We start from the raw sequence: 25,619 nt of genomic DNA, 5'->3' as shown, positions 1-25,619 counted from the left end.
TTTGAGCGTGCTGCATAGGAGGTTGAAATGCGAAAAACGTTTTTTTCGAAGATTTCATTTATGCTGATTGCCATTTTATTGATGTGGCTGAAAACGTATGCTGTTTACAAAACCAGTTTTCATATTAAAATCGACAATCTAACACAGGAATTTATTCTGTTTATCAACCCATTGAGTTTTTTGTTGCTTATTTTTGGCCTCAGCCTGTTTTTAAAAGGCAAAAACAGAAATCGCTATATTATCGCGATGAGCTGTCTTGTCACGTTTGTATTGCTGGCAAATATGGTTTTTTACCGTTTTTACAATGATTTCTTAACAATCCCTGTTCTTTTTCAAACGAGCAATATGGGTGATCTCGGAAGCAGCATCGGAACACTTCTTGAGCCGACAGACCTCCTATTAGCTGTAGATATTGCGGTTTTAATATGGCTTCACATCCGGCAAAAAGCTTTTCAATCGGACATTCCCTCAACGAAAAATGAACGGGCGGCTTATTTTTTGTTCGTTGCTTCTGTTTATTTCTTCAACCTGGGCTTGTCTGAGGCGGAAAGACCTCAGCTATTGACACGCTCATTTGACAGAGAAATGCTTGTTAAAAACATTAGCCTGTTTAATTTTCATATTTACGATGGCGTTCTTCAGTCAAAGCAATCCGCACAGAGAGCGTTGGCAGACAGCAACAGCCTGACGGAGATTGAAAACTATGTAACCGCTAATGCGAAGGATGCCAACAAACGCTTATTCGGCGCTGCAAAAGGAAGGAACGTCATTCTCGTATCCTTAGAGTCGACGCAAAGCTTCGTGATTAATGAAAAATTGAATGGAGAAGAAATCACGCCTTTTCTGAATGACTTTATAAAACAGAGCTACAACTTTAATAATGTTTACCACCAAACAGGCCAGGGGAAAACCTCGGATTCTGAATTTATCGTGGACAATTCACTGTATCCGCTTGGACGAGGTGCCGTGTTTTTTACGAATGCGGGCAATCAATATATGGCCGCTCCTGAAATTTTGAAAAACAGCGGATACTATTCAGCGGTGCTCCACGCTAATAATAAGAGCTTTTGGAATCGTGATTTAATGTACGACTCATTTGGATATGATTCGTTTTTTGATATTAACTCATATGATGTAACTGACGAAAATTCAGTCGGCTGGGGACTGAAGGATAAAGAATTTTTTGAGCAGTCTTCAGAGCTGATGAAAAATCTGCCTCAGCCGTTTTACTCGAGGCTGATTACACTGACGAACCACTTCCCGTTTGATCTTGATGAAGAGGATCAATTGATTGATGAATATGATTCAAGCAGCCAGACGCTAAATAAATATTTTCCGACAGTGCGTTATCAGGATGAGGCGCTAAAACGGTTTATCGAAAAGCTGAAGGAAGACGGATTATACGACAACTCTGTTATTGTATTATATGGTGACCATTATGGTATATCAGAAAACCATAATGAAGCGATGGGGCAGTTTTTAGGAAAAGAAATAACCCCATTTGAAGAGGTGCAGCTCCAAAAAGTGCCGCTGGTCATTCATATTCCGGGTATTACTGATAAAAAGCCGCAAACCATTGAAACAGTAGGCGGGCAGATTGATATCAGGCCGACGCTAATGAATCTTTTAGGGATTGATACGAAAGATCAAATTCAATTCGGCAACGATCTGCTTTCAGACGAAAAACTGGACTTTACGGTGCTCCGGGACGGGAGCTTTATCACAGATCAGGTTGTTTATACAGACGGTGCGTGTTATGACAAAGAGACGGGAAAACCATTAGAAGAGACAAAACAATGTGAAGCATTTGCTGATAAAGCAAAACAGGAGCTATCACTTTCTGATGAAATCATTTATGGGGATTTGTTGCGATTTTATGACCAGAAAAGGCTGGACAATTCATCAAAACGGAAAGAAAAACAAATGCTTGATCAGGCATCGTAATCACAATGTCTCCCGCGTCAAAGTGAGCGGGAGGCTTTCTTTTTTTAAATACGCTGTCATATAGTAACAAAAAAGGGGGATGATGATGGCGTTTATTACGGTGAAACCTGAGATCAAGAACAATTTGGCCAGAGTGGCGAAAGAACTGAAGATAGACGAGGAATTGCTTAAAAGTGCAAATCGCTCCGCACAAAAACATCAATTGTACTGCCCTGGTTATGTGATAGAGGAGCATAGCGGCAAAGAGCTTCAAACCATTCAGGACATAAAGCGCTTTTTACAGCCTCGGCAGCTGAAACTTTCTGATAGCTGGATTGAGCAAGAGAAAATCTATGATGATTCAGCTGTTGAAAAGGAAATAAAGAAGATTATTGATGTTTTTCCGTTTGTCTCATGCCGGGAAATTGGCCGTTCTGTACTCGGCAGGCCTATCTGGGAGCTGAAGGCTGGTGGGGAGCATGCCGTAAAAAAGGTCCATATGAACGCGTCATTTCATGCGAATGAGTGGATTACAACGTCTCTCCTGCTAAAATGGTTTAAGGAATACTGTATGTCATTATGCTGCAATTCGCCTTTCTTTGGCTTTTCTCCCATAAAGCTGTTTAACAGCACATCCTTATCCCTCGTTCCTCTTGTCAATCCGGATGGCGTTGATCTTGTTTTAAACGGATCAGAAGTCATGGGAGCCAGAAGAGATGAGCTCGAAAGGCTAAATGAACATCGTCCGAATTTTAATGAATGGAAGGCGAATATAAACGGGGTTGATTTAAATAAACAATTTCCATCATTATGGGAAATTGAAAAATACCGAAAACCGACAGCACCCAGCTACCGCGATTTTCCGGGAATCTCTCCGCTTACGGAGCCGGAATCTATTGCGATGTACCGGCTGATCACGGAGAATCCGCCTGACAGACTGCTGGCTCTTCATACTCAAGGAGAAGAAATTTATTGGGGCTATAAAGGCCTTGAGCCTGAGGAATCTGCTGCCGTCATAAAGGATTTTGAGGAGTTAAGCGGGAACATTTATAAGGGAGTAAGGGATATAGACAGCTATGCTGGATTTCGTGATTGGTTTATTCACCATTATTTTAAGGAAGGGTATACGGTGGAACTTGGAAAAGGCCAAAATCCTTTGCCGTTTCAGCAGTTTTCACACATATATAACGCCACAAACGGCATCTTGTGGAGGGCGTTATTTTTTCATGAGTAACTGAAACTTTTTCTTTTTTCTGCTGAAGCAAATATGAGAGAATAAAGATGATCGGAGGGGAATGCTGATGAGATCAGTTTGTTTTATTCTGCTGGCGGTATTGCTGTTTAGTTTATCGGCATGCGAACCATCTCATCAGCAGCAAAAACAGGCATCGGCGGCAAAAGATGAGAAAAAAGACATCATACCGCTTTCCTCGGAAAAAGCGGATGGGGCGGAAGGCTGGCTGAATAACAGCACAATATTATATACTGCGTCTAATCCGACGAAAACAGAGCTTTTTGCGTACCGCATCTTTACAGGCAAAGCGAAAAAGCTCTATCAAACGGATGGTCAAATCGTTGATGTTCAAATCAATGCGAGGGAGCAGATGATTCTGCTGCAAATCACACATAGCCAAAAGACAGCAGTGGTTTTGCTTAATGCAGAAGGAGAGACGCTTTACGAAAAAGATTACGAAACGTATGAGCTTGAGGCTGCTTGGAATCAGTATGATCCTTATCAAATGATGGTGACGGAATTCAATGAAAACTGGGATTTCCATACATATCAGGTGAATGCTAAAAAAGACGAATCTTTCTTAAGCCCAGTACAGGTTCCGTTCATTCATTGGACATCCAAAAATACATTTGATTATGTAAAAGAGGGAAGAGACGATAAAACAGGGCCTTTATATACGTTCGATACAGCTTCTAAGACGGAACAGAAGCTTGAGGATGACGTTCTATTCTTCGATTCTTTCCATCAAATGAGTTTTACTGTCAAATCAGCTTCCGGAGGAAAAGGGACGTATCAGTTTAAAACGCCGCAATCAACATCACCTGTTACAGCGAAATGGCCGCTCCAAGCGAAATATACAAATTTGGCTCCAATGGAGTATGACTATGATGAAGCAGGAGGCCTGTTTTATACATTCAAACAAAGCGGCGATGCATATAAGCTCGCAGCAATCAATGTAGCATCGGGAGAGACAAAAGATCTTGTGTCTCTGCGGGAAATGGAGCCGATTCAAATATCTCCGAACGGGAAATATGCGTTATACGGCTTTCATTTTGAGCAAATTATTTTATTGAAATCACATGAAACGAAGCAACTCATCATTGATCAAAAGGAGATGGAATAACGATGGCTATCGCAGATGTAACCATTATCCCAATCGGTACGGAAACACCCAGTGTCAGTGCTTACGTAGCCGATGTGCAAAAGATATTAGAAGGATATCAAGCAGAAGGGAAAATCAAATATCAGCTGACACCGATGAATACGCTGATCGAGGGAGAACTCAGTGACCTTTTTGCAGTCATTCAGGCAATTCACGAAGCGCCATTTCAAAAAGGATTGCACAGAGTGGCAACGAATATCCGTATCGATGACAGGCGTGACAAAAAAACGACGCTTGAGAGCAAAATAGAAAGTGTCAATAAACATTTACAGCCATAAAAATAAACCTGTATCCGATCGGATACAGGTTTTAATGTGCGGTTGGATACCCGCTGTTTATTACGGTCATCACGGTAAACCATCCAAAGACAAATAAGGTGGCACCGGCTAATAAAAACCCGAGTATATTTTTATTTCTAACAGAACGCAAGACTCCCCATAAAGCGAAAAGAGCGACAAGGCCGAAAATCACGACAAGTAACATAACACAGCCCCCTTTACATTGAAAAACCTGCAATTCTTTCCAGTTTTATTCTACCTGTTTTTTATAGGTTTGTCGATAGCGTTTTCATTGCGATTGTTTGAATCTTTTTTAAAAAACCCTCATAATAAGAGCATAAAAAAGAAAGAGGTGATAATAGTGAAATGGAGACGAATGCCAGTAGGGCCGATTCAAGCGAACGCATATTTTCTCATCAGTGATGATCAATGCCTGATTTTTGATCCGGGCGGCGAGGGACATAAAATCAATCAATACATAAAAGAAAAAGGGCTGACGCCTTTAGCCATTTTGCTTACACATGCCCATTTTGACCATATTGGGGCGCTTGATGAAGTGAGAGAAAAATGGGATATCCCTGTTTACCTGCATCAAAATGAAAAAAATTGGCTTACGGACGCTTCTTTAAACGGCTCCGGCATGCTGCGAGGGATAGAAGTCACAGCTAAGCCTGCAGATCATCTAATTGAAGGCGACGGTGAGTTGAATATCGGGCCGTTTCATTTGGAAACATTATTTACGCCGGGACATTCACCAGGCAGTGTGTCTTACTACGTGAAAGATGCAGACTTGGTCATCTCCGGAGATGTCTTGTTCCAAGGCGGTATAGGACGTACGGATTTAATAGGCGGCGATCAAGAGACGCTGCTGACGTCCATTCATGAAAAACTGCTTACGCTTCCGGAACACACGCTGGTGTTAAGCGGCCATGGACCTGAAACAGACGTACTGACTGAGCAGGATCAAAATCCGTTTTTAAATGGGTTTTCATTGTAAAAAAAGAGACAAACCGATAAGGTTTGTCTCTTTCTGCATTTAATGGCCTCCGCCGCCGGGCACCATAATAAAAATTGAGTAATATGTAAAGCCGGCGAAGAAAATTGTTAAATAAGCGCCAAAAATATAAATATACATGCGTTCGGTTAAGTTCAAATACGATAGAAACACAAATAAGATCGTCTGTCCAAAAAATAAAAGGGAAGCATCTTTCATATCACCTAAATAAAACATGACTGCAAAAATTCCCGTCCAAAATCCTAACACCCGGAACATGCGATTCATTTTTATCCCCTCCCGAGAGTCCCTCTGACTGTTATTATAATAGATCACACCTAGAAATGTAAACATTTTCATTATTAATATACAAATGGAATTTGTCCCTTTGATTGTGTTTTCTATTGTATGAATGTTTTTTAAAAAATAATCCGAAAAAAGTTCTGTAAATGGTTTAAATGAAAAATGATCCGGGTAGTTATTCTACAAAGAGATGGTTAACTGAGGAGGAAAAAACGAATGGAACAACAATTAACTTTTTACTCATATCCAAGCTGCACGTCATGCCGAAAAACAAAACATTGGCTTAAAGCACATCAAATTGAATTTAACGAACGGCATTTATTCAGAGAAACCCCGACAAGAGAAGAATTAAAGTACATTTTATCGTTAACGACAGAAGGAATTGATGAAATTTTGGCGACAAGAAGCCAGACTTTCAAAAATTTAAATTTAAACATTGAAGAAATGACGGTAAATGAGGTGCTGGAACTTTTAATCGAGAAGCCGAAGCTTTTGCGACGCCCGATTCTAGTAGACAACAAAAAGCTGGTGATTGGTTATAACCCGGGAGAACTGCTGAAGTTATCGAAGAAGAAAACGGTTCATCAATCTGCATGATGAAAAACCGAAGATCCGCTGATTTATTCGAATCAGCTTATCTTCGGTTTTTCACCTGTTCAGAAACTGGGCTAGCTGGATTCGAACCAACGATCACGGAGTCAAAGTCCATTGCCTTACCGCTTGGCTATAGCCCATTGAATCTAAACATAGTATGTGTAAAGGCAGACGCGTTATACATATATAGCGTACATTTTTCAAAAACAGGAGGGAGCTCATTAAGATGATAGCTCTTGATCAGCACTTAACAGAGCACAAAGAAGATATCACGCAACAATGGCTGGAAGTTTGTACGTCAAAAGGCAGCTGGCTGTATTCAGCGAAAGATCAGCAAAAACTAGAACAAAAGTTAAAAGACCAGCATGAATTATTGGTGACCATCGTAGCAAAATCCCTTAGAAAAGAAGACGTAGAGGATGAGCTCAACCGGTGGTCTCTTCAATGCGCCAGAGACCGTGCCGTTCATGAAGTGACGGTTACACAAAGTGTCGGCCAGTTTAACACCTTCAGGCACATCATGTTTGAATGGATTCAGAAATTCAGCGAAGCTTCTTCTCAAGACATCAGCATTCAGGAATTTTATGAGTGGAGCCGGATCTTGAATCAAAACATTGATGAGATCATCGAAGTGTTTACGGAAGAATATCACCAGGTGACCATGATACAATTAAACGCGCAAAAAGAAATGATTAATGAATTGAGTGCGCCGATTATGCCGATTACTGATGGAATTGGGATTCTTCCGCTTGTCGGTGAAATTGATACGCACAGAGCGAGGACGATTTTGGAGTCTGTGCTGGAGCAGTGCTCAGCGTTAAAGCTCTCGTATTTATTTTTAGATATTTCGGGCGTTCCTATCGTTGATACCATGGTAGCCTATCAAATTTTTAAAGTGATTGACAGCACCAAATTGCTCGGCATTGAGACGATTATTTCAGGAATCAGGCCGGAAATTGCCCAAACTGTCGTGAAGCTGGGTCTGGATTTTTCGAATGTGAAAACCGAGCAAAGTCTTGCTAAAGCCCTGGCCAATAAAGGGTTTAAAATAAAAGAGTGTTGATGCCTTTGCCATGTTTATCTTGAAAGATAGCAGCTGAACAGCCTTTCACGGGCTATTCAGCTTTTTTAACTTCTATAAATAAAATGTGATGGCTGTTGATGTCTTTTACCTTAAAAGAGTAGCCATCATATTCTATGGCACTTTCAGGCTCAGCGTCTATGTTTTGTGTCAAAAACCAGCCGCCCAAGGTGTCTACTTCAGCCTCTGATAAATCGGTTCCAAGCAGGCTGTTAACATCGCTGATTAATAATTTTGCATTTAACAAGTAATGATCCTTTCCAAGTTCGCGGATATGAGGCACTTCATCCGCATCAAATTCATCACGGATTTCTCCTACAATTTCTTCGATAATATCCTCGACAGTGACCAAACCGGACGTCCCGCCATATTCATCTATGAGGATCGCCATATGAGTACGTTCCTTTTGCATTTTCAGCAGTAGTTTATAAATAGGAATCGTCTCAATGACATGGATAACGGGCTGTACGAAAGGTTCAATTTGATGCTTCTTGATTGAAAAATCTTTCGTCAGCATGGAAAACAGCACTTCTTTCATATTAATCACGCCAATAACGTTATCTTTATCCTCTCTTACAACTGGATACCGTGTATATTTTGTTTGCTTGACTGTTTCCTGAAGATTTGAAATGGAGTCTTCATCTAGTGACAAACTGACCATTTCATTTCGCGGCACCATAATTTCCTTTGCCATTCGTTTATCAAAGGTGAAGATATTATTCATGTACTTTAATTCACTTTTTCTAATCTCGCCGCTTTTATAGCTTTCAGCCAATAGGACCCGAAGTTCTTCCTCTGTATATGCCAGCTCGTGCTCTGATGCCGGCTTTAGTCCAAACACTCCTGTAATCAATCGGGCAGAGTGGTTCAACAGCCAAATGAATGGAAACATGATCTTATAAAACCAAATAAGCGGTTTAGCGAACAACAAGGTAATGCTTTCTGCTTTTTGAATGGCGAAACTCTTTGGCGCCAGCTCCCCGATAACGACATTTAAATACGTAACCGCTAAAAATGCGATGACGAGTGAAAGCAGGTGGGTAAGCGATTCATTTAAGCCTGCTTTATGAAAAAGCGGTCGAAGCAGAGTTTGCACAGTCGGTTCCCCAAGCCATCCCAGTCCTAAGGCTGCGACTGTGATGCCCAGCTGACAGGCTGATAAATATTCATCAAGGTGAGTGATGACATGCTTTGCCGCTTTAGCACCTTTCTTTCCTTTTGCGACAAGCTGATCAATTTTGGATCGCCGCACTTTTACGATTGAAAATTCTACGGCAACAAAAAATCCTGTTAACAAAATGAGAATAGCGACTGCTAGTAAATTGACAAATTCCAAAACAACTGCCTTCTCCAAGGAAGGCATGCACCTCCCTTTTCCGATGTCTTTCTACATTCCATACCACCTGAAAATGCTCATAAAACATGTGTTGAAGCGGCAGACTGGTTTAGTGACGCGGTTATTGGGCAATTAAAGAATAAAGAACAAAAGTTTGGAGGAGCTTGACATGAAGGCACATACGGGAAAGGATTGGTTTTGGTACCAAATGGGGCCTCAAGAAAGAAGTAAGGCAAGGGATCTAATCCATTTTTCTCACTGGCCTCAGTGTGAAAAGTGGTTTGAAAATAACCATCACGTTAATTTTTTACGAGTAGATACAACTGAAACGGAAAATGAAGCGGTATTTGGGTCGATTGTTTATGATCAGGGGCTTGGTGAAGAAAAAGATCATACTGTTTTTCACTTTTATATCACCAGACAATATTTTTTTACAATCAACTTTGATTTTTCAATTTTGAGAGAGATTAAAGGAAAAGAAGTTGTCCGGCAAATGGAAAGAGCGGACAATGCGATAGAGGGGTTTTTAATTCTTCTCGGCGAACTAATGAATGCGTATTTAATCGGTGTTGATGAATTTGAAGTAAAGCTGAGAAAGCTTAGATGGCAGATTAAAGACGACAATAGCAAAAGCATTTTAAACCGCGTCCATCTCCTGCGCCATGAACTGATGATTTGGAAAAATTTAATATTAAGCGCCAAAAAAATTGAAATGGCGTTGAAAGAAACTTTTTTACCTCAAAATGAAGGGAAAAAGGATTATCAGCGGACACAACTGAAGATTGACAGGGGATTTACATATATCAGCGAATTTGAAGGGGAGCTTAACAATCTGTTGCATTCAGAGGAAGTCATTACCTCACATAGGGGGAATGAAATTGTAAAAGCGCTGACCATTTTCACGACGCTTTTTACGCCGATTACAGCTCTGGGGGCCTTATGGGGGATGAACTTTTCTGTGATGCCGGAACTGAATTGGAAATACGGATATCTCTTTTCTCTCTTATTGATTGTCACATCTACAGTCCTGATCTATCTCTATTTGAGGAAAAAAGGCTGGACGGGAGATATGCTGCAGGAGCGGAAGAAGAAAAAGAAACCTCGAAAAAGGCGGACTCTATAGGGTGTTTCATATTTTGTGCAGCGTGCCCCGCTTTTTCACCAGACATATCAGGGTGACCGGATACGATGACAAGGCGCTTATGGCAGAGCATCAAATCCGCAGTTTATCGATTCTTGAAAATGACCAAATGACCGGTATTGTTGCATTAGGCGACCTTTCCGTTGAGAAAGATACTGGTCAAAAAGCGAAAACAGCATAATGAAAATGGAATCAAGCAGGCATGGTGACCATGTCTGCTTTTTTATTATTGGGAAAATTATAATGAAAGGGGCACATTCAGTTGAAAGTTTTTTTCTTGCCAGAAAGAATTGGTTTTTCAGCATATAACATCTCACAAAATCACGTTTTCCCTGTTTGATTACCGCTCCTTCTTTTTCTACAATACGCATTGAAAGGAGAGGGAATCAAATTGGATTCAATAGAAAATGTAAGCAAAAACTTGATTGAAGAGGCATATCTAACAAAGGCTTCTGATATTCACATCGTGCCGAGGGAGCGGGACGCTATCATTCATTTTCGGGTCGATCATGCCTTGCTGAAAAAAAGGGACATGAAAAAAGAAGAGTGCGTAAGACTGATTTCACATTTTAAATTTCTTTCAGCAATGGATATAGGTGAAAGGCGAAAGCCGCAAAACGGTTCGCTTACGTTAAAGCTGAAAGAGGGAAATGTTCATTTAAGAATGTCAACGCTGCCCACAATTAATGAAGAAAGCCTCGTGATCAGAGTGATGCCCCAATACAATATCCCTTCGATTGATAAATTGTCGCTATTTCCGAAGACAGGAGCCACATTACTCTCGTTTTTAAAACATTCCCATGGCATGCTCATTTTTACCGGGCCGACTGGTTCAGGGAAGACTACCACATTATACTCTCTCGTTCAATATGCAAAAAAACACTTTAATCGAAATATTGTCACATTAGAGGACCCTGTTGAAACAAGGGACGAAGATGTTCTTCAGGTTCAGGTGAATGAAAAAGCCGGTGTAACTTATTCTGCAGGTCTGAAAGCAATTTTGCGCCATGATCCCGATATGATTATTTTAGGTGAGATCAGAGACGCGGAAACAGCTGAAATTGCGGTGCGGGCAGCGATGACGGGACATCTGGTACTAACGAGCCTTCATACGAGAGACGCAAAGGGCGCCATTTACAGACTGCTTGAATTCGGTATCAATATGAATGAAATCGAACAGACTGTCATTGCAATAGCGGCTCAGCGCTTGGTTGATTTGGCTTGCCCGTTTTGTGAAAACGGATGTTCATCAGTGTATTGCCGACAGTCACGAAATACCAGGAGAGCTAGCGTTTATGAGCTTCTATACGGGAAAAATCTTCAGCAATGTATCCAGGAGGCAAAAGGAAATCATGCAAATTACCAATATCAAACGCTTCGTCAAATTATCAGAAAAGGAATTGCGCTCGGCTATTTAACGACAAACAACTATGACCGGTGGGTTTATCATGAAAAAGATTAGAAAAGTCTGGTCATTAAAGGATCAAGCCAGGTTATTAAAGCGGCTCGGTGAAATGACTGCGGGGGGATATACGCTTCTGGATGGATTACGCCTGATGGAACTTCAGATGAATAAGAGGCAGGCGGCTGACTTGACTGATACGGTCACTTGTTTGAGGGAAGGGGCTCCGTTTTATCAAGTACTAAAGAGTTTGTCATTTCATAAGGAAGCCGTAGGTATTTGTTATTTTGCTGAAACACATGGTGAACTGCCTGCTTCCATGATCCAGAGCGGAGAGCTGCTGGAACGAAAAATTGCACAGGCAGACCAGCTGAAAAGAGTGCTGAGCTATCCGCTTTTCCTCATCTTTACGGTCGCTGTCATGTTTTATATGTTACAGTCCATCATCATTCCTCAGTTTTCCGGTATCTATCAATCGATGAATATGGAAACCTCACGTTCAACCGATATGCTTTTTGCTTTTTTTCAGCATATTGATCTTGTGATCATTTTGCTTGTTCTTTTTACAGCAGGTATCGGGATTTATTATTGGCTTGTGTTTAAGAAAAAATCACCTGCCCGGCAAATGCTGATTTGTATCAGGATTCCTTTGGTTGGAAAGCTTGTCAAGCTGTTTAACAGCTACTTTTTTTCTTTGCAGCTAAGCAGCCTTTTAAAATCAGGCCTCTCAATTTATGACAGCCTTAATGCATTTAAACATCAAACGTTTCTCCCTTTCTACCGCTGCGAGGCTGAACAATTGATTGAACGGCTAAAAGCCGGTGAGTCAATTGAATCCGCTATTTGTGGAAGCCCTTTTTATGAAACTGATTTATCAAAAGTCATATCTCACGGCCAGCTGAGCGGCCGATTGGATCGGGAGCTTTTCACATACAGCCAATTCATATTACAGCGGCTGGAACACAAAGCGCAAAAATGGACAGGCATCCTTCAGCCAATGATTTATGGATTTGTTGCAGCGATGATCTTACTTGTGTATTTATCTATGCTTGTGCCTATGTATCAGATGATGAATCAAATGTGAAAGGAAGAGGCTGATGAATGAGAAAGGATTTACACTTGTTGAAATGTTAATCGTGCTCTTTATTATTTCGATTTTGCTTTTAATTACGATACCGAACGTCACAAAACATAATCAAACCATTCAAAAAAAGGGCTGTGAAGGCTTACAAAACATGGTTAAGGCACAAATGACTGCATTTGAGCTTGATCATGAAGGACAAACTCCGAGCCTTGCCGATTTACAGTCAGAGGGCTATGTGAAAAAGGATGCTGTCTGTCCAAATGGTAAGCGCATTATCATCACCGGCGGAGAAGTTAAGGTTGAACATTAAATTAAACGAGGAGGAGGGGTTTACCCTTTTAGAAAGTTTGCTTGTGTTAAGCCTTGCCTCTATCCTCCTGGTGGCCGTCTTCACTACACTTCCTCCTGCTTATGACAATACAGCTGTCCGACAGGCAGCAAGGCAGCTGAAAAATGATATTATGCTCACACAGCAGGCTGCTATTTCCCGTCAACAAAGAACAAAAATTTTCTTTCATAAAAAAGAATATCAATTAGTCATTGGTGATACGGTCATTGAACGTCCGTATGCAAGGGGACTTTCTATAGAACTGCTGACATTAAAAGACCGTTTGGAATTTAATGAGAAAGGGCACCCGAATGCAGGCGGAAAAATACGAGTAAATGGCCATGCCGTATATGATATAACAGTTTATCTAGGGAGCGGGAGAGTCAATGTGGAGAGAAAATAAAGGTTTTTCTACAATAGAAACAATGTCTGCGCTAAGCCTGTGGCTGTTTGTGCTGCTGACAGTCGTCCCCTTGTGGGACAAGCTGATAGCTGATGAAAAAATGGCGGAATCACGAGAAATTGGCTATCAGATGATGAATGAGAGCATTAGCAAATATGTCATGAGTGGTGAAGGAGCCGCGTCAAAAACGATTACAAAGAACAATCATATCTATGCAATGAAGTGGGAGGAGGAGGGCGAATATCAAAACGTATGTATCAAAGCCGCAGCTTATAAAGAGAAATCATTTTGCCTCAGCATCCTGCAGACAGAATGGCTACACGCTTCTTAACGTATTATTTTCGCTCTCAGTCTTTTTGCTCATATCAGGATCGTTAGCTGCTATTTTCCATCTGTTTTTATCTCGACAGCAGGAACATGACGGTTTCACACAGCAAGAATGGATGATTTCGATAGAACAGATGATGAATGAATGCAAGGAATCACAGGCAGTTAAGACAGCCGAGCATGGGAGCGTGTTAATCTGCACCAATCTTTCCGGACAAGACATCCGTTTTGACATTTATCATTCAATGATCAGAAAAAGAGTGGATGGCAAAGGGCATGTTCCGATTTTAGATCATATTACTGCCATGAAAGCTGATATTGAAAATGGTGTTGTTTTGCTGAAAATTGAGAGTGAGGACCAAAAAGTGTATCAAACTGCTTTTCCAGTCTATTCATATTTAGGAGGGGGGTGAATGTATCGTACAAGAGGGTTTATTTATCCAGCTGTTCTTTTTGTGTCAGCGCTTGTGCTGTTAATCGTGAACTTTGCTGCTGCTCAATATATTTCACGCTGCATGTTTGAAAAGGAAACAAAAGAGTTATACATAGGAGAGAATTTGCTTCAAAATGGTACGCTTCTTTCGATTCGGCACGTTCTAGAGAAACGGAAAGGCCAGGAGGGTACGCAGCAATTTCCATATGGACGGGTTTCTTATTACATTCATGATACATCGATAAAAGAGCAAAAAGAAATCAACTTAAGAGTGTCAACGGAGTCGGGAACAGAAAGAACTGCACAGATCGTGTTTGATCAAAAACAGAAAAAACTGCTGAGATGGACAGAATAAAACAGTGTAAAGGGTATAAAAAAAGTCATGTGAGACAACACTTCATAATAATTGAATGATGAGGTGATCACGTGAAAACGAATGATTATGTTAAATATATGACGCAGCAATTTGTCAAATATATAGATACACCGAGAGATGAGCGAAAAGAACGAAAAGAGGTGCGGAAAGAAACAAAAACGCCTGCTTCTCAGCAGTGGTTCGGTATTTTACCCTATGGCTTCCGGCTTTGGCTGAAACGGAAAAAATAACCGCAAATAAACGAATAAGGTCCTTCAAAAAATGGAGGACCTTATTGATATTCTTCTAATATGGCGATTTTATTGACCTTTTGGCTATAAGGATCAAATGAAATCGTCACAAAAACGCCGAATTCTTTTGATCCTTCCCTCAGAGTTAAATGGTATTGCTTCACTGCTTCATCTTTTCTTTTACGGTCCCATACTTTTTGTTTGAACAGTACCTGTGCGAGCGGGTACCTTTTTTTTGCTTCTTTTACAGCAATCTCTTCCCATTTGGACATGTGACGGGAGGTTACAAGCGGTGTTTCTTCTGCGTGAGCGGCTGTGGTGCCAAAGACGAGAAGAGTTAGACAAATCATACATTGTTTGATCATCATGCTGTCACCCTTTCTTGTTTATTATTACCAAATAATAACGGGATATGCATTTAAATTCTCACATAACAATCCCAAAAATTTCAAAAAAATTGAAAAGATGAGCAATACTGAGCAAGACTTTGTAATATGATGAAAATATTCTTTTAAACGAACAAAATGAGTGATTTTGGTGTTTTTAAATCTATAAATCGTTGATTATACTCTACTTGTGTAGTTCTTTAAAAAGAACGATTGTCATATCAAGTTACAGTGTTTTACAGGAGGTAAGATATGTTTCGATTGTTTCACAATCAGCAAAAGGCGAAGACGAAACTGAAAGTTCTGCTAATCTTCCAGCTTTCAGTCATTTTCAGTCTGACTGCCGCAATATGCTTACAATTTTCCGATGATACAAGCGCTGCTTTTCATGATATTGAAACATTTGATGTCTCACTTCAAACGTGTAAAGACTTTCAGCATACAGATAAAAACTGCCATTATGATAAACGCTGGGATCAAAGTGATTTGCACATATCAGATCAAACGGATACGAAAGGAACTGTATGCTCACCTATCACCTTATTTGCTGAGCTCGAAAATACAGGTGAGAAACTTAAGAAATCAAAGTGGAAGTGGGAGCTTCATAAGCTTGAAAATGCCCGAAAACCGTTAAAGGATGGGAACGTGATCGAAAAAGGATTTGTCTCCAATCAAATCAGCGATTCACTTTATAAAATTGAGACGAAGAAAAAAATGAAACCCGGCATTTATGCATTTAAAGTATATAAACCGGCAGGCTACCCGGCAAACGGCAGTACATTTGAGTGGTCGGAGCCTATGACGCTTGCAAAATGCGATGAAAAACCGACAGTCCCTAAAAAAGAAACAAAGTCGGACGTCAAAAAGGAGAATGAAACAACACAAAAGGATATACAGGAAAAAACAATGAAAGAAGAAACATCTCAAGAAGCTGTAACCAAAGAAAATGAAACTCAATCAGACCAGAAGGAAAGCGGGGAAGAGGATGAAAAAAGCAATGAAGCTGATCAGTAATATTTTATACGTGATCATCTTTACTCTTATTATTGTGCTGACACTTGTCGTGATTTCAACACGTTCATCCGGGGGAGAGCCGGCTGTGTTTGGGTATACATTGAAATCAGTTCTGTCAGGTTCGATGGAGCCGGAGTTCAATACAGGTTCCTTAATATTGGTCAAAGAAATCACTGATGTGAAAGAGCTCCAAAAAGGTGACGTTATTACATTTATGCAGGATGCAAATACGGCGGTCACCCACAGAATTGTTGACATAACAAAGCAAGGAGACCATTTGTTATTTAAAACAAAAGGTGATAATAATGCAGCAGCTGATTCAGCGCCTGTATCGGACGAAAATGTTCGCGCGCAATACACAGGTTTTCAGCTTCCATATGCCGGCTATATGCTTCATTTTGCCAGCCAGCCAATTGGAACGGCTGTATTATTGATTGTTCCCGGCGTGATGCTGTTAGTGTACGCTTTTGTGACGATCAGCAGCGCCATTAGAGAAATTGAAAGAAAGACAAAAGCCTTGGAAACAGATACAAAGGACAGCACCATGTCCACTTAACTTCAGTTGTAAACCTGGCAACAGGTTTCGATATAAAACATTCAATAAAAGGGGAGTTTTAACCATGGGTATGAAAAAGAAATTGAGTTTAGGAGTTGCTTCTGCAGCACTAGGATTAGCTTTAGTTGGAGGAGGAACATGGGCAGCATTTAACGACATTAAATCAAAGGATGCTACTTTTGCATCAGGTACGCTTGATTTATCTGCTAAAGAAAATTCAGCGAGTGTGAACTTATCAAATCTAAAGCCGGGAGATAAGTTGACAAAGGATTTCCAATTTGAAAATAACGGATCACTTGCGATCAAAGAAGTTTTAATGGCGCTTAATTATGGAGATTTTAAAGCAAATGGCGGCAGCAATACATCTCCAGAAGATTTCCTCAGCCAGTTTGAAGTGACATTGTTGACAGTTGGAAAAGAGGGCGGCAATGGCTACCCGAAAAACATTATTTTAGATGATGCGAACCTTAAAGACTTGTATTTGATGTCTGCTAAAAATGATGCAGCGGCTGCTGAAAAAATCAAAAAACAAATTGACCCTAAATTCTTAAATGCAAGCGGTAAAGTCAATGTAGCAACAATTGATGGTAAAACCGCTCCTGAATATGATGGTGTTCCAAAAACACCAACTGACTTCGATCAGGTTCAAATGGAAATCCAATTCAAGGATGATAAAACAAAAGATGAAAACGGGCTTATGGTTCAAAATAAATATCAAGGCAACTCCATTAAGCTTCAATTCTCATTCGAAGCTACACAGTGGAACGGCTTGACAATCAAAAAGGACCATACTGATAAAGATGGTTACGTGAAAGAAAATGAAAAAGCGCATAGCGAGGATAAAAATTAATAACAGCAAAAAAAGAGACGGCCCAGTAAATTATCACTGGGCCGTCTCGATGTTTATTGACAAAAGAGGAGTTAGTGCCTCTGCTCAGGCACTACTCCTCTTTTTGGGATTTTCTCCATTTTTGATAATCTAAAAATTCACGAAATTGTTTTTTCGATACCCCGGATGTCATTGCATCGCGAACCAATTTCTCCCATTCACTATCTAATTGACCATCGTATTCGGTTTCATGTTTCTCATCGAGCAAAGTATGAACCGAGACGTCCAGAACAGCGGAGACTTTTTCGAGAAATTGAATGGAGGGGTTCGTTTGTAGATTTCGTTCTATTGAGCTTAAATAAGACTTCGCTACCCCAGCTTTTTCAGCTAGTTCTGATAGTGAGTAGCCTTTTTCTTTACGGTATTGTTTAATACGCTGGCCAATCAATGTCATCACCTTCCTTGTGATATTATAGCACATTCAGAAAGGATTTACGGTATGACTTCTGGCTGCCGGACCAGGATGAGCAGACTTTTTGTTTAAAAGTAAATATTTTCGTATTTCTTCCGGGCTGATATTTGCCTCTTTGGCTTCCATCATCAATTCAACCCATTCTTGATCCAATTCAAAGTGCTCTTGTTTTGCATTTTTCATGCAGTTTCTCCTCCTAAAATACTTGTTTATGTATTTCAGCCAGTCCGGCCATGACTCATTGTATGCTTCATTAGTCTCTGGAAGTCATTTCCCCTTTAAAAATGCCAGAATTTTTTTCCAATATACCTTTATTATAATCGCATTTTTTCAAAAAAAACGAGAACGATGTCGAATGAATAAAAGTTAGCTTGAAATATTATTTTGCAGATAAAATAATCCGCCATTTTCAATTTCAACTGATATCTTTGGTTGATACAAGGTTTTCAGCGCCTGTTTTTCTAGATGGTATTCTTCTGGTTTTTCTTCTATATGCTCGTAAAACTTATCAAGCAATATCATGTCATTTCTCCACCTATTAACCGCCTGTTCCGCCCAGTCGGACGGCTCCTGCATAGCGGATTTGGAAATATAGTTTTCCATACGCTTAAGTCCGCTTTCTGGTTTGATCATAGGTGAAATGGTGAAGCAATAGTCACATATTTGTGATGTCAGTGAAAGCTGGGTCAGCTTGCTTTGAAAATCTTCAATTATCGTTCCAGAGACTAGGTGAAGACCTAGTGACAATAACTTATCCTTTTTCATGTCGGACTGGTATGAAATCGTGACATTTATACCAAGCCAAGGCTGAAGTGGGACTTTGGCTCCGGCTGATTCAATTTTCTCATACATTCTGGTAAATCTCCCATTTTGTTTAACAGCTTTAAATATTTGAAAAAGACGCGGGGCCCCAAAATATATAAATTCACCATCTAGGTCTTTTGGCGCATTTTCTTTATCTGTAATAAAAGTGATTTTCATTGGATTCGGATCACCGCCTGTCTTCTCGCGCCAATGCCAGTAGAAAGGGCGGTTCATGATTTGTTTGTCCATTTCAACTGTAAGCTGCACTGTCATATAGCCTAAGCCTTGATCGACGATTTGGCAGCTGTTTGCTTGAAAAAAACGCAGCAGAAAATCGTGAACCTCTTGCTGTCTCACTAGTAAAACCTCCTTACAGGCTAAGATCCTCTTTTTTCAGCAGGCTGCTGTTTTTTATAAGACAAAAATGAGGTTAAGTTATCCATTTTTATTTTCATTTCTTCTTCTGTTGCTGAGTGATACAAAATGTCATGAAGGTGCTCTTCAAAATTGTTCACTTGAATTTTCGTTAAAATATCATCAAGTTCGCCGACCACTTTTTCAAACAAATGAATTTTTTCATATAAAAGCTTTAGAATATGCTCTTCCACCGTATGTTTTGTTGCCATGTTATAAATGTGCACGTCACGCTCCTGCCCGAGTCTGTGAATTCTTCCGATTCTTTGCTCAAGTCGCATCGGGTTCCATGGAAGATCATAGTTGATCATGTGATTGCAAAATTGCAGGTTAATTCCCTCACCGCCTGCTTCAGTTGCAATAAGGACTTGGATCTTTCCGCGGAAAAGATCCTTCATCCAGTCTTTTTTCCCACGTTTAAATCCGCCTCTAAACGGCACAGAACTGATGCCGTTTTGCTGAAGAAACCACTGCAAATAAATCTGGGTTGCACGGTATTCTGTAAAAATGATGACCTTATCGTCGATCTTTTTGATTAAATCAACGACTTGAAGCGCTTTAGAATTTTGTGTCACTTGATTGATGCGCTCTATTAAAACTGAAATCGTATGTTCATCAATGGCAGGTGCTTGTTTCTCTTTTTGATCAAGCATCTTTTTCAGCGTCATATACACCGCTTCTCTGCTCGAACAGCATTCTCTTTGCAAGGTCATAATCGAGAACATGCTGGCTGGTTTATTGATACTTTCCTTCAAGCGAGAAATTTCATCATAAAGCGCCTGCTCTGATGGAGAAAATTCAATCGGCACTGTTTCAACATGGCGCTGTTTCCAATTCAGCCCGGTATCATGCCGCCTGTTACGGATCATGACTTTATTCACAAGATCTTTTAAATGTTCATGCGCTTCTAAACTGGATTTCTTCTTGGCGAACTCCTCCTGAAAGTGATTCTGACTGCCTAAATGGCCGGGTTTTAATAAGGACACCAAATTGAAAATCTCTTCGATACGGTTCTGGATTGGCGTCGCGGTAAGAAGCAGGCAATATTTTTTTACGAGATTCCGGACAAATTCATAGTTCTTCGTTTTGCTATTTTTCAGTTTGTGTGCCTCATCAATAATGACAAGATCATATGGGATTGACAGAACGATTTCGCGATGGGGCGAGCGCTTCGCGGTGTCTATTGATGAGACGACAATATCGCATTGCTCCCACACATAGCTTTTCTTTTGTTCAACAGCCGGAATCAAAAATTTTTCCTGAAGCTCTTTGACCCATTGTGACACAAGGGAAGCGGGCACAAGGATCAAAATTTTTTTTGCTAACCCGCGAATCATATATTCTTTTAGAATCAGTCCAGCTTCAACCGTTTTCCCGAGACCAACCTCGTCTGCTAAAATCGCTTTGCCGTTCATTTTTTCAACCACTTTTTGCGCCACCTCAAGCTGGTGGGGGAGCGGCGTAAAGGAAGGCAGATATAAAGGAGCCCGTAAACCTTCAAACTCTGGAATTGCTAATGTTTTCTGGATTTCTGCAGAGAGCTTGTACAGTTCCCAGTTTGCCCAAGGGCCATCGTTTTTCAGTCTTTCAGCAAATTCTTCAGGCCATTTTGCATCGTAGATCATTTCTGTATTCATTGCTTTGAAACCGCCTTTCTTATTCTTCGATTCTTAAGATGAATAATATGAGAAAAATCTGCCCAAATTGCTGTTGCCCAGCATATAGTGATGATGGTAGGATATGAGTATGTATTTGATGTAAGATATTGCTATAGTATGTCCATAACAGCATGAAAATATGAGCGAATGACAGCAAGGGGAGAGACCTGACCGAAAACCTCGGGATACAGGCGCCGAAGGAGCAAACTGCGGAGTGAATCTCTCAGGCAAAAGAACTCTTGCTCGACGCAACTCTGGAGAGTGTTTGTGCGGATGCGCAAACCACCAAAGGGGACGTCTTTGCGTATGCAAAGTAAACTTTCAGGTGCCAGGACAGAGAACCTTCATTTTACATGAGGTGTTTCTCTGTCCTTTTTTGTATGTTTTTTAGCTGCGCCGTTGATAAAGGGGAGGAATTAGATGCTGAAAAGAACGCCGTTATTTGACCTGTATAAGGAATATGGAGGAAAAACGATTGATTTCGGAGGTTGGGAGCTTCCTGTTCAATTTTCTTCTATAAAAAAAGAACACGAGGCTGTCCGAACTGCAGCCGGTTTGTTTGATGTATCTCATATGGGAGAAGTCGAAGTGTCAGGGAACGACAGTCTGTCTTTTTTGCAAAGATTGATGACAAATGATGTTTCCGCGTTAACGCCAGGCCGTGCTCAATATACAGCGATGTGTTACCCGGATGGCGGAACCGTCGATGATTTGCTTATCTATCAAAAAGGGGAGAACCGCTATCTGCTTGTCATTAATGCTTCTAATATAGATAAAGACTTGGCTTGGATGAAAGAACATGCAGCAGGTGATGTGCAGATTGACAATCAGTCAGATCAAATCGCGCTCTTGGCTGTACAGGGACCGAAAGCAGAAGCGATCTTAAAAAATCTGACAGATGCAGATGTGTCTGCATTAAAGCCGTTTGCGTTTATTGATGAAGCCGATATCAGCGGCCGCAAAGCACTTATTTCACGCACTGGCTATACGGGAGAAGACGGGTATGAAATTTACTGCCGCAGTGATGATGCTATGCATATTTGGAAAAAAATCATCGATGCAGGGGATGCATACGGATTGATTCCATGCGGTCTCGGTGCACGTGATACACTCCGGTTTGAAGCGAAGCTCCCGCTCTACGGTCAGGAGCTGACCCGGGATATTACACCGATTGAAGCAGGTATAGGCTTTGCTGTAAAGCACAAAAAGGAGTCTGACTTTTTCGGTAAGTCAGTATTGAGTGAACAAAAAGAAAACGGAGCGAAGCGCAAACTTGTCGGTCTCGAAATGATTGAAAAAGGGATACCGCGGCACGGATATGAGGTTTTCCAAAATGGCAAGTCTGTCGGAAAGGTGACAACCGGCACGCAGTCACCGACATTAGGGAAAAACGTCGGCCTTGCCTTAATTGATTCGGAAACGAGTGAGATCGGGACTGTTGTAGATGTAGAGATTCGCAAAAAATTAGTGAAAGCAAAGGTTGTCAAAACACCATTTTATAAACGCTAATATTTTTTCTTGGAGAGAGGAGACAACACATGAAGCACCGTTATTTGCCCGCAACAGAAAAGGATAAACAGGAGATGCTTGCTACTATCGGCGTAAGCAGCATCGATGATTTATTTGCTGATATACCGGAAAACGTCAAATATAAAAAAGAGTATCAAATTAAAAAAGCGAAATCAGAAACTGAATTAACAAGAGAACTGACAAAGCTGGCCTCTAAAAATCGTGATACCGTACAATACGCTTCTTTCTTAGGAGCGGGTGTATATGACCATTATCAGCCTGTCATTGTGGATCATGTCATTTCGCGCTCTGAGTTTTATACCGCATATACGCCTTATCAGCCAGAGATTTCACAAGGAGAGCTCCAGGCTATTTTTGAATTCCAAACGATGATCTGTGAACTGACAGGCATGGATATCGCCAACTCCTCGATGTATGACGGCGGAACAGCCTTGGCGGAAGCAGCAATGCTTGCTTCAGGCCACACGAAAAAGAAAAAAATCGTTGTGTCAAAAACCGTGCATCCTGAATCGCGAGAAGTGCTGAAAACGTACGCAAAAGGTCAGTATATTGATGTAGTTGAAGTACCCGCTGCGGATGGCGTTACGGATCTTGATGCATTGCGCCAAACCGTTTGCGAGAACACAGCCGCAGTGATCGTTCAGTACCCGAATTTTTTCGGCCGGATCGAGCCGCTAAAGGATATTGAGCCTATCGCTCATCAAGGGAAATCCATGTTTATTGTTTCAGTTAACCCGCTTGCGCTAGGTCTTCTCACTCCGCCGGGTAAGTTTCAGTCTGATATCGTCGTCGGTGATGCGCAGCCTTTCGGCATTCCTTCAGCATACGGCGGCCCGCATTGCGGCTTTTTTGCCGTTACTAAAAAATTAATGAGAAAGGTGCCGGGCCGTCTCGTCGGACAAACGGAAGACGAAAACGGAAAAAGAGGCTTTGTGCTTACCCTGCAAGCCAGGGAGCAGCATATCCGCCGAGATAAAGCAACATCAAATATATGCTCGAACCAAGCTTTAAATGCGTTGGCAGCATCAGTGGCCATGACTGCTCTCGGAAAAAACGGCGTAAAAGATATAGCCCGCCAAAATCTCTTAAAAGCCAACTATGCAAAGCAAGAAGCAAAAAAAGCAGGCCTTACTGTTATGTTTGACGGGCCGATATTTAATGAATTTGTCATCAAACTGGATGAGCCGGTGAGAGCTGTGAACAAGCGTTTGCTGGCAAAAGGCATGATTGGCGGATATGATCTTGGGTTGACGTATCCGGAGCTGGACTGCCATATGCTGATTGCTGTAACGGAGCTGAGAACAAAAGAAGAAATTGACGCACTCATTCAGGAATTGGGGGATCGCCATGAGTAATCAGGACCAGGCACTTATTTTTGAACTTTCAAGAGAAGGTCGAATCGGCTATAGTCTGCCGGAGCTCGATGTACCGGAAATCGAATTGGGGGACCTCTTGTCAGACACCTATATTCGTGACGAAGACGCAGCGCTGCCGGAGGTTTCAGAGCTGGACATCATGCGCCATTATACAGCGCTGTCCAAACGCAATCACGGGGTGGATTCCGGTTTTTATCCTCTCGGTTCTTGCACGATGAAATATAATCCGAAAATCAATGAAAAAATCGCACGTATTCCTGGTTTTGCTGCGATTCATCCTCTTCAGGATGAAGACACGGTGCAAGGCGCATTAGAGCTTTTATATGATTTAAGCAAGCACCTTGAAGAAATAACGGGAATGGATGAGGTTACGCTTCAGCCTGCTGCCGGAGCGCACGGCGAATGGACGGGGCTGATGATGATCCGTGCCTATCATGAAGCTCGCGGGGATTTCAAGCGGACGAAGGTCATTGTCCCTGATTCCGCGCACGGGACGAATCCTGCATCAGCGACAGTAGCAGGCTTTGAAACTGTTACGGTGAAATCGAATGAAAATGGGCTTGTTGATTTAGAGGATTTAAAAAGAGCAGTGAATGAAGAAACTGCAGCTCTCATGCTGACGAATCCGAACACGCTCGGCTTGTTTGAGGAGCAGATTACAGAGATGGCGGAAATTGTACACCAAGCGGGGGGGAAACTGTATTATGACGGCGCTAATTTAAATGCCGTTTTAAGCAAGGCGAGACCTGGAGATATGGGATTTGACGTGGTGCACCTCAACCTGCATAAAACATTCACAGGCCCTCATGGCGGCGGAGGCCCCGGCTCAGGCCCTGTCGGCGTAAAAAAAGATCTGATTCCTTATTTGCCAAAGCCAGTTTTAGTTAAAAAAGAAGGGCGCTTTACGTTTGATTATGACCGCCCTCATGCGATCGGCCGTGTGAAGCCGTATTACGGCAACTTTGGCATTAATGTGAGAGCGTATACGTATATTCGCTCCATGGGGCCTGACGGATTAAAGGCTGTTACTGAGAACGCAGTGTTAAACGCCAATTATATGATGAGAAAGCTCGCGCCTTATTACGATCTTCCGTTTGACCGCCATTGCAAGCATGAATTTGTATTATCAGGGAAGCGGCAGAAAAAGCTGGGAGTGCGTACGCTTGATATTGCAAAACGGCTCCTTGATTTCGGCTATCATCCGCCGACGATTTATTTCCCGCTTAATGTTGAAGAATGCATCATGATCGAGCCGACGGAGACCGAATCAAAGGAAACACTGGACGCGTTTATTGATGCTATGATTCAAATCGCAAAAGAAGCGGAGGAGAATCCGGAGCTTGTTCAGGAGGCCCCGCATACAACGATTGTAAAAAGAATGGATGAAACAAAAGCGGCGAGACACCCGGTGCTCAGATACGAGGCGGTAGAAAGATAAATAAAAACAGCTGTCTACCAGACAGCTGTTTGCTTTATTTCTTCGCTTTAATCTTTCCGCCCCATTTTTTAAAGCCGCCTTTTAGGTTGTAAATCTCAGTGCAGCCGTTTTTGCGCAGGGTTTGTGCCGCGCGTCCGCTGCGGACACTGTTTTGGCAGTACAGGTAAACAGGCTTGTCCGTACGGATCTCATTTTTTCTCTGTTTCAGCTGGGAAAGCGGGATGTTGCGGGCGCCTAAAATATGTCCGCCCTCAAACTCATTTGGCTCACGAACATCAATAAGCTGCGCTTTGCGGTAACCCGCGCGGAATTCTTCTTCGGTAAGTGTTTTCATAATTCGCTGCTGATAGACATAGGAAGCAATCATATAAATGATAAACGCAGCAAAAATAATCAAAACGATCATATTAGACAATGTGATTCTACTCCTTTAGCATATAAAATCAAAACCCTGCTTCATAAAACAAGGTCATAGAGCCGTTTTCGACAAATACTATTATAGTAAAGCACAGC

At 41.4% G+C, this 25,619-nt stretch carries 32 protein-coding genes, 1 tRNA gene and 1 riboswitch; of the genes, 23 read left to right on the top strand and 10 right to left on the bottom strand.

Annotated features, from left to right (window positions below):
- The first annotated feature begins 27 nt into the window (after positions 1-27).
- From M1D65_RS12225 to M1D65_RS12210, 4 genes are all read left to right on the top strand, one after another.
- Positions 28-1,944, top strand: a complete 1,917-nt coding sequence (locus M1D65_RS12225; RefSeq protein WP_003230133.1) for an LTA synthase family protein — start codon at positions 28-30, stop codon at positions 1,942-1,944.
- A gap of 82 nt (positions 1,945-2,026) precedes the next feature.
- Complete coding sequence (locus M1D65_RS12220) at positions 2,027-3,157, top strand: M14 family metallopeptidase (RefSeq protein WP_174223206.1); 1,131 nt, start codon at positions 2,027-2,029, stop codon at positions 3,155-3,157.
- A gap of 67 nt (positions 3,158-3,224) precedes the next feature.
- Positions 3,225-4,280 carry a YqgU-like beta propeller domain-containing protein gene (locus M1D65_RS12215; RefSeq protein ID WP_032726168.1) on the top strand — a complete coding sequence of 352 codons (1,056 nt, stop codon included), beginning with the start codon at positions 3,225-3,227 and terminating at the stop codon, positions 4,278-4,280.
- 2 nt (positions 4,281-4,282) lie between these two features.
- Complete coding sequence (locus M1D65_RS12210; protein ID WP_003230139.1) at positions 4,283-4,597, top strand: MTH1187 family thiamine-binding protein; 315 nt, start codon at positions 4,283-4,285, stop codon at positions 4,595-4,597.
- A gap of 31 nt (positions 4,598-4,628) precedes the next feature.
- Here M1D65_RS12210 and M1D65_RS12205 read toward each other — a convergent pair whose 3' ends face one another.
- Positions 4,629-4,802, bottom strand: a complete 174-nt coding sequence (locus M1D65_RS12205) for a DUF2759 domain-containing protein (protein ID WP_003230141.1) — start codon at positions 4,800-4,802, stop codon at positions 4,629-4,631.
- Positions 4,803-4,958: 156 nt separating this feature from the next.
- Between M1D65_RS12205 and M1D65_RS12200 the strand changes: the two genes are divergently transcribed.
- Positions 4,959-5,594, top strand: a complete 636-nt coding sequence (locus tag M1D65_RS12200; protein ID WP_014480263.1) for an MBL fold metallo-hydrolase — start codon at positions 4,959-4,961, stop codon at positions 5,592-5,594.
- 39 nt (positions 5,595-5,633) lie between these two features.
- On the opposite strand, the gene M1D65_RS12195 is transcribed toward M1D65_RS12200, so the two are convergent.
- Positions 5,634-5,879 (bottom strand): DUF2626 domain-containing protein, encoded by a 246-nt coding sequence (locus M1D65_RS12195; RefSeq protein WP_003226300.1) that lies wholly within the window; start codon positions 5,877-5,879, stop codon positions 5,634-5,636.
- Between the two features lie 231 nt (positions 5,880-6,110).
- On the opposite strand from M1D65_RS12195, the gene mgsR reads away from it, so the two are divergent.
- The gene (gene mgsR, locus M1D65_RS12190; protein ID WP_003230147.1) at positions 6,111-6,491 is read left to right on the top strand and encodes a transcriptional regulator MgsR; all 381 of its coding nucleotides are present in this window, start codon (positions 6,111-6,113) and stop codon (positions 6,489-6,491) included.
- A 66-nt stretch (positions 6,492-6,557) separates the two neighbouring features.
- On the opposite strand, the gene M1D65_RS12185 is transcribed toward mgsR, so the two are convergent.
- A tRNA-Gln gene (locus M1D65_RS12185) sits at positions 6,558-6,628 on the bottom strand.
- 86 nt (positions 6,629-6,714) lie between these two features.
- On the opposite strand from M1D65_RS12185, the gene rsbRD reads away from it, so the two are divergent.
- Entirely contained in the window at positions 6,715-7,551 is an 837-nt protein-coding gene (rsbRD, locus tag M1D65_RS12180) for an RsbT co-antagonist protein RsbRD (protein WP_021480027.1), read from the top strand.
- 52 nt (positions 7,552-7,603) lie between these two features.
- On the opposite strand, the gene M1D65_RS12175 is transcribed toward rsbRD, so the two are convergent.
- Entirely contained in the window at positions 7,604-8,932 is a 1,329-nt protein-coding gene (locus tag M1D65_RS12175) for a hemolysin family protein (protein ID WP_021480026.1), read from the bottom strand.
- A 142-nt stretch (positions 8,933-9,074) separates the two neighbouring features.
- On the opposite strand from M1D65_RS12175, the gene corA reads away from it, so the two are divergent.
- From corA to M1D65_RS12125, 10 genes are all read left to right on the top strand, one after another.
- The gene (corA, locus tag M1D65_RS12170) at positions 9,075-10,028 is read left to right on the top strand and encodes a magnesium transporter CorA (protein ID WP_004399136.1); all 954 of its coding nucleotides are present in this window, start codon (positions 9,075-9,077) and stop codon (positions 10,026-10,028) included.
- Between the two features lies 1 nt (position 10,029).
- Complete coding sequence (locus tag M1D65_RS12165; RefSeq protein WP_072173931.1) at positions 10,030-10,227, top strand: CBS domain-containing protein; 198 nt, start codon at positions 10,030-10,032, stop codon at positions 10,225-10,227.
- Between the two features lie 210 nt (positions 10,228-10,437).
- The gene (gene comGA / locus M1D65_RS12160; RefSeq protein WP_070547533.1) at positions 10,438-11,508 is read left to right on the top strand and encodes a competence protein ComGA; all 1,071 of its coding nucleotides are present in this window, start codon (positions 10,438-10,440) and stop codon (positions 11,506-11,508) included.
- Positions 11,495-12,532, top strand: coding sequence for a comG operon protein ComGB (gene comGB, locus M1D65_RS12155; protein WP_077671432.1), 1,038 nt, complete (start codon positions 11,495-11,497; stop codon positions 12,530-12,532). Before comGA ends, comGB begins: the two co-directional genes overlap by 14 nt.
- Positions 12,533-12,545: 13 nt before the next feature.
- Entirely contained in the window at positions 12,546-12,842 is a 297-nt protein-coding gene (comGC, locus tag M1D65_RS12150) for a comG operon protein ComGC (protein ID WP_003230162.1), read from the top strand.
- Complete coding sequence (comGD, locus tag M1D65_RS12145; RefSeq protein ID WP_038829732.1) at positions 12,832-13,263, top strand: comG operon protein ComGD; 432 nt, start codon at positions 12,832-12,834, stop codon at positions 13,261-13,263. The genes comGC and comGD overlap by 11 nt, the downstream gene beginning before the upstream one ends.
- Positions 13,247-13,594, top strand: coding sequence for a ComG operon protein 5 (comGE, locus tag M1D65_RS12140; protein ID WP_021480020.1), 348 nt, complete (start codon positions 13,247-13,249; stop codon positions 13,592-13,594). Before comGD ends, comGE begins: the two co-directional genes overlap by 17 nt.
- 25 nt (positions 13,595-13,619) lie before the next feature.
- On the top strand, positions 13,620-14,003 hold the full coding sequence (comGF, locus tag M1D65_RS12135; RefSeq protein WP_032726158.1) for a ComG operon protein ComGF: 384 nt from the start codon (positions 13,620-13,622) through the stop codon (positions 14,001-14,003).
- On the top strand, positions 14,004-14,378 hold the full coding sequence (comGG, locus tag M1D65_RS12130; protein ID WP_032726157.1) for a ComG operon protein ComGG: 375 nt from the start codon (positions 14,004-14,006) through the stop codon (positions 14,376-14,378). It begins immediately after the preceding gene.
- A 71-nt stretch (positions 14,379-14,449) separates the two neighbouring features.
- Positions 14,450-14,629, top strand: coding sequence for a YqzE family protein (locus M1D65_RS12125; protein WP_014480252.1), 180 nt, complete (start codon positions 14,450-14,452; stop codon positions 14,627-14,629).
- Positions 14,630-14,670: 41 nt separating this feature from the next.
- On the opposite strand, the gene M1D65_RS12120 is transcribed toward M1D65_RS12125, so the two are convergent.
- Positions 14,671-14,997 (bottom strand): YqzG/YhdC family protein, encoded by a 327-nt coding sequence (locus tag M1D65_RS12120; RefSeq protein WP_021480018.1) that lies wholly within the window; start codon positions 14,995-14,997, stop codon positions 14,671-14,673.
- A gap of 270 nt (positions 14,998-15,267) precedes the next feature.
- On the opposite strand from M1D65_RS12120, the gene tapA reads away from it, so the two are divergent.
- The 3 genes from tapA (at position 15,268) to tasA (ending at position 17,435) form a co-directional block, all read left to right on the top strand.
- On the top strand, positions 15,268-16,029 hold the full coding sequence (tapA, locus tag M1D65_RS12115; protein ID WP_032726156.1) for an amyloid fiber anchoring/assembly protein TapA: 762 nt from the start codon (positions 15,268-15,270) through the stop codon (positions 16,027-16,029).
- Positions 16,013-16,585, top strand: a complete 573-nt coding sequence (gene sipW / locus M1D65_RS12110) for a signal peptidase I SipW (RefSeq protein ID WP_003246088.1) — start codon at positions 16,013-16,015, stop codon at positions 16,583-16,585. Before tapA ends, sipW begins: the two co-directional genes overlap by 17 nt.
- 64 nt (positions 16,586-16,649) lie before the next feature.
- Positions 16,650-17,435, top strand: coding sequence for a biofilm matrix protein TasA (gene tasA, locus M1D65_RS12105; protein ID WP_014477324.1), 786 nt, complete (start codon positions 16,650-16,652; stop codon positions 17,433-17,435).
- Between the two features lie 91 nt (positions 17,436-17,526).
- On the opposite strand, the gene sinR is transcribed toward tasA, so the two are convergent.
- The 4 genes from sinR to M1D65_RS12085 form a co-directional block, all read right to left on the bottom strand.
- Positions 17,527-17,862: a transcriptional regulator SinR gene (gene sinR, locus M1D65_RS12100; protein ID WP_003226345.1), complete on the bottom strand. Its 336-nt coding sequence runs from the start codon at positions 17,860-17,862 to the stop codon at positions 17,527-17,529.
- Positions 17,863-17,895: 33 nt separating this feature from the next.
- Positions 17,896-18,069 carry an anti-repressor SinI gene (gene sinI / locus M1D65_RS12095; RefSeq protein ID WP_014477323.1) on the bottom strand — a complete coding sequence of 58 codons (174 nt, stop codon included), beginning with the start codon at positions 18,067-18,069 and terminating at the stop codon, positions 17,896-17,898.
- A gap of 183 nt (positions 18,070-18,252) precedes the next feature.
- Positions 18,253-19,047, bottom strand: a complete 795-nt coding sequence (locus M1D65_RS12090) for a YqhG family protein (protein ID WP_032726154.1) — start codon at positions 19,045-19,047, stop codon at positions 18,253-18,255.
- A 20-nt stretch (positions 19,048-19,067) separates the two neighbouring features.
- On the bottom strand, positions 19,068-20,741 hold the full coding sequence (locus M1D65_RS12085) for a DEAD/DEAH box helicase (protein WP_032726152.1): 1,674 nt from the start codon (positions 20,739-20,741) through the stop codon (positions 19,068-19,070).
- Between the two features lie 168 nt (positions 20,742-20,909).
- Positions 20,910-21,011: riboswitch (glycine riboswitch) on the top strand.
- Between the two features lie 171 nt (positions 21,012-21,182).
- On the opposite strand from M1D65_RS12085, the gene gcvT reads away from it, so the two are divergent.
- Genes gcvT through gcvPB form a run of 3 tightly spaced genes read left to right on the top strand, consistent with a single transcriptional unit; the run spans position 21,183 to position 25,106 of the window.
- The gene (gene gcvT / locus M1D65_RS12080; protein WP_004398598.1) at positions 21,183-22,271 is read left to right on the top strand and encodes a glycine cleavage system aminomethyltransferase GcvT; all 1,089 of its coding nucleotides are present in this window, start codon (positions 21,183-21,185) and stop codon (positions 22,269-22,271) included.
- Between the two features lie 29 nt (positions 22,272-22,300).
- Positions 22,301-23,647 carry an aminomethyl-transferring glycine dehydrogenase subunit GcvPA gene (gene gcvPA / locus M1D65_RS12075; RefSeq protein WP_032726149.1) on the top strand — a complete coding sequence of 449 codons (1,347 nt, stop codon included), beginning with the start codon at positions 22,301-22,303 and terminating at the stop codon, positions 23,645-23,647.
- On the top strand, positions 23,640-25,106 hold the full coding sequence (gene gcvPB, locus M1D65_RS12070; protein WP_014480245.1) for an aminomethyl-transferring glycine dehydrogenase subunit GcvPB: 1,467 nt from the start codon (positions 23,640-23,642) through the stop codon (positions 25,104-25,106). Before gcvPA ends, gcvPB begins: the two co-directional genes overlap by 8 nt.
- 34 nt (positions 25,107-25,140) lie before the next feature.
- Here the strand turns inward: gcvPB and M1D65_RS12065 are convergent, their stop codons facing one another.
- Entirely contained in the window at positions 25,141-25,521 is a 381-nt protein-coding gene (locus M1D65_RS12065) for a rhodanese-like domain-containing protein (protein WP_004398485.1), read from the bottom strand.
- Between the last annotated feature and the right edge of the window lie 98 nt (positions 25,522-25,619).

Source organism: Bacillus sp. JZ39, from assembly GCF_053903145.1.
Note: the sequence above shows the minus strand (reverse complement) of the source record. Positions and strands in the feature narration are given on the sequence as shown.

Coding starts and splice junctions, on each gene's coding strand:
- M1D65_RS12225 (WP_003230133.1), top strand. CDS start 28: ATGCGAAAAACGTTTTTTTCGAAGATTTCATTTATGCTGATTGCCATT.
- M1D65_RS12220 (WP_174223206.1), top strand. CDS start 2,027: ATGATGGCGTTTATTACGGTGAAACCTGAGATCAAGAACAATTTGGCC.
- M1D65_RS12215 (WP_032726168.1), top strand. CDS start 3,225: ATGAGATCAGTTTGTTTTATTCTGCTGGCGGTATTGCTGTTTAGTTTA.
- M1D65_RS12210 (WP_003230139.1), top strand. CDS start 4,283: ATGGCTATCGCAGATGTAACCATTATCCCAATCGGTACGGAAACACCC.
- M1D65_RS12205 (WP_003230141.1), bottom strand. CDS start 4,802: ATGTTACTTGTCGTGATTTTCGGCCTTGTCGCTCTTTTCGCTTTATGG.
- M1D65_RS12195 (WP_003226300.1), bottom strand. CDS start 5,879: ATGAATCGCATGTTCCGGGTGTTAGGATTTTGGACGGGAATTTTTGCA.
- mgsR (WP_003230147.1), top strand. CDS start 6,111: ATGGAACAACAATTAACTTTTTACTCATATCCAAGCTGCACGTCATGC.
- rsbRD (WP_021480027.1), top strand. CDS start 6,715: ATGATAGCTCTTGATCAGCACTTAACAGAGCACAAAGAAGATATCACG.
- M1D65_RS12175 (WP_021480026.1), bottom strand. CDS start 8,932: ATGCCTTCCTTGGAGAAGGCAGTTGTTTTGGAATTTGTCAATTTACTA.
- corA (WP_004399136.1), top strand. CDS start 9,075: ATGAAGGCACATACGGGAAAGGATTGGTTTTGGTACCAAATGGGGCCT.
- comGB (WP_077671432.1), top strand. CDS start 11,495: ATGAAAAAGATTAGAAAAGTCTGGTCATTAAAGGATCAAGCCAGGTTA.
- comGC (WP_003230162.1), top strand. CDS start 12,546: ATGAATGAGAAAGGATTTACACTTGTTGAAATGTTAATCGTGCTCTTT.
- comGE (WP_021480020.1), top strand. CDS start 13,247: ATGTGGAGAGAAAATAAAGGTTTTTCTACAATAGAAACAATGTCTGCG.
- comGG (WP_032726157.1), top strand. CDS start 14,004: ATGTATCGTACAAGAGGGTTTATTTATCCAGCTGTTCTTTTTGTGTCA.
- M1D65_RS12120 (WP_021480018.1), bottom strand. CDS start 14,997: ATGATGATCAAACAATGTATGATTTGTCTAACTCTTCTCGTCTTTGGC.
- tapA (WP_032726156.1), top strand. CDS start 15,268: ATGTTTCGATTGTTTCACAATCAGCAAAAGGCGAAGACGAAACTGAAA.
- sipW (WP_003246088.1), top strand. CDS start 16,013: ATGAAGCTGATCAGTAATATTTTATACGTGATCATCTTTACTCTTATT.
- tasA (WP_014477324.1), top strand. CDS start 16,650: ATGGGTATGAAAAAGAAATTGAGTTTAGGAGTTGCTTCTGCAGCACTA.
- sinI (WP_014477323.1), bottom strand. CDS start 18,069: ATGAAAAATGCAAAACAAGAGCACTTTGAATTGGATCAAGAATGGGTT.
- M1D65_RS12085 (WP_032726152.1), bottom strand. CDS start 20,741: ATGAATACAGAAATGATCTACGATGCAAAATGGCCTGAAGAATTTGCT.
- gcvT (WP_004398598.1), top strand. CDS start 21,183: ATGCTGAAAAGAACGCCGTTATTTGACCTGTATAAGGAATATGGAGGA.
- gcvPA (WP_032726149.1), top strand. CDS start 22,301: ATGAAGCACCGTTATTTGCCCGCAACAGAAAAGGATAAACAGGAGATG.
- gcvPB (WP_014480245.1), top strand. CDS start 23,640: ATGAGTAATCAGGACCAGGCACTTATTTTTGAACTTTCAAGAGAAGGT.